Raw genomic sequence first — 1951 nt, forward strand, 5'->3', positions numbered from 1 at the left:
CAAGCGTTACCGTAACGGCTACGTATACCATTACCCAGGAGGATCTGAATGCGGGCAGCGTGACCAACACGGCTTCTGCCAGCACGACTTACGGCAGCAATACCGTTACCTCCGACACCGACAATAAGACTGCGAATGCGGATCAGACTCCGGCGATCAAGCTGACAAAAACAGCCGAGCCATCCGAGTACTATACAGCCGGTGAGGAGATTGAATACACCTTTGTGGTGACCAACAAAGGCAATGTGACACTGTACAATGTGGTGGTGTATGATGAGACACTAGAAGTGGAGATCGGTACCCTTGTGAGCCTGGCTCCGGGAGCTTCTGAGATCTTCAAGTACACCTATACCACGACGGAAGCCGATCTGAGCAACGGAAGCTTCACCAACACGGCCACGGCTACTGGTGACTATACGGATGCGGAAGGAATGGCCCAATCGGTATCTGACAGTGACGAGGCGACCATTACTGCAGTGTATGATCCATCGATCAGCATCACTAAAACTGGTCAATACGAAGACTCAAACGGTGATGGTTTCTATACAATTGGAGACCGCGTGAACTATGAGTTTGTGGTGGCCAATACCGGTAATGTGGATTTGCTTGATGTGGTGGTGACCGATCTTAACCCTGCGGTGGTGATTGAAAATGGAGGTGTAATCGGAACCTTGACAGTGGGTCAGACGGTGACACTGATGGGTTATTACGAGATCACGGAGGCCGAGCTGATCTCAGGTACCTTTGTTAATACTGCTACTGCTACAGGTTATTTCAATGACCAACCATACACCGACAGCGACGATGATACGCAGGACTTCAAGATTGTTGACCTGAAGGTGACCAAGACTGCTGTTGCGGTGAACGGTAAAGAAGATCCGTTGACCTACTCTAAGGTGGGTGATGTGATCACCTACACTATTACAGTGGAAAATATTGGCAACTGGCCGATCAACAGGAACCTCATGCAGGTACTGGATCCATTGGCGACAACAGGTCCTACCTATGTGCCGCTTAACGGGGAAATGAATCCTCCGGTGTTGCAGCCTGGAGAGATCTGGACCTACACGGCGACCTATGTAATTACCGAAGCTGATTTGGTTGAAGGTAGCTTTACCAATACAGCATTTGTTAAAGTAATATCAGGAAATGAGGAATACGAATTCTCCGATGATGAAACGGTGAATGTGACCCCTATGCCTGAGTTGACTCTTACAAAAGAATCCGATTTGGAAGGCATGTATGTGTTGGGTGAGAAAATCGAATACACCTTTGTGGTGACCAACACGGGTAATGTTCCGCTGACTAATGTGACAGTATCTGATCCGTTGTTTGACTTAAGCTTCGGACCGATAGCAGAACTTGCCGCGGGAGCGAGCGCGACTTATACGTACATCTACACGGTGACTCAGGCTGACGTGGATGCGGGCAGCATTGTGAACACGGCTACGGCAAGCGGTTACTTTGGAAACGATGAATACACTGACGAGGCCACTGAGACGGTGTATACTGAACAGACACCTTCGATAGCCCTGACCAAGACTTCGGATGTGGAAGAAGGAGAGTTCTATGTGTTGGATCAGGAGATCGAATACACCTTTGTGGTGACCAACGACGGCAATGTGACGCTGACCGATGTGACAGTATCTGATCCGTTGTTTGATCTGAGCTTTGGTCCGTTCACCCTAGCACCGGGAACGAGCGCGACTTATACGTACACCTACACGGTGACTCAGGCTGACGTGGATGCGGGAAGCATTGTGAACACGGCTACGGCAAGCGGCTACTTTGGAAGCGATGAATACACTGAAGAGGCTACCGCTACGGTGTATGCTGAACTCACTCCAGCCCTGAGCATTGCCAAGTCTATTACACTAGGCGGAACCTACATGGAAGTGGGCGACGTGGTTGAATACAGCTACGTGATCACCAACAGTGGCAATGTGGAATT

Annotated in this window: 1 protein-coding gene and 1 pseudogene; both read left to right on the plus strand. The window is 49.7% G+C overall.

The annotated features are described in order from the left end of the window. A pseudogene (locus BM043_RS19890) lies at positions 1 to 776 on the plus strand (DUF7507 domain-containing protein); the annotation flags it as partial. A gap of 84 nt (positions 777 to 860) precedes the next feature. Beyond that, positions 861 to 1951: DUF11 domain-containing protein (locus BM043_RS19760; RefSeq protein ID WP_245753085.1), on the plus strand; the 1091-nt coding region annotated here is incomplete at its 3' end.

The organism is Algoriphagus hitonicola (assembly GCF_900113375.1).
GTDB lineage: Bacteria > Bacteroidota > Bacteroidia > Cytophagales > Cyclobacteriaceae > Algoriphagus > Algoriphagus hitonicola.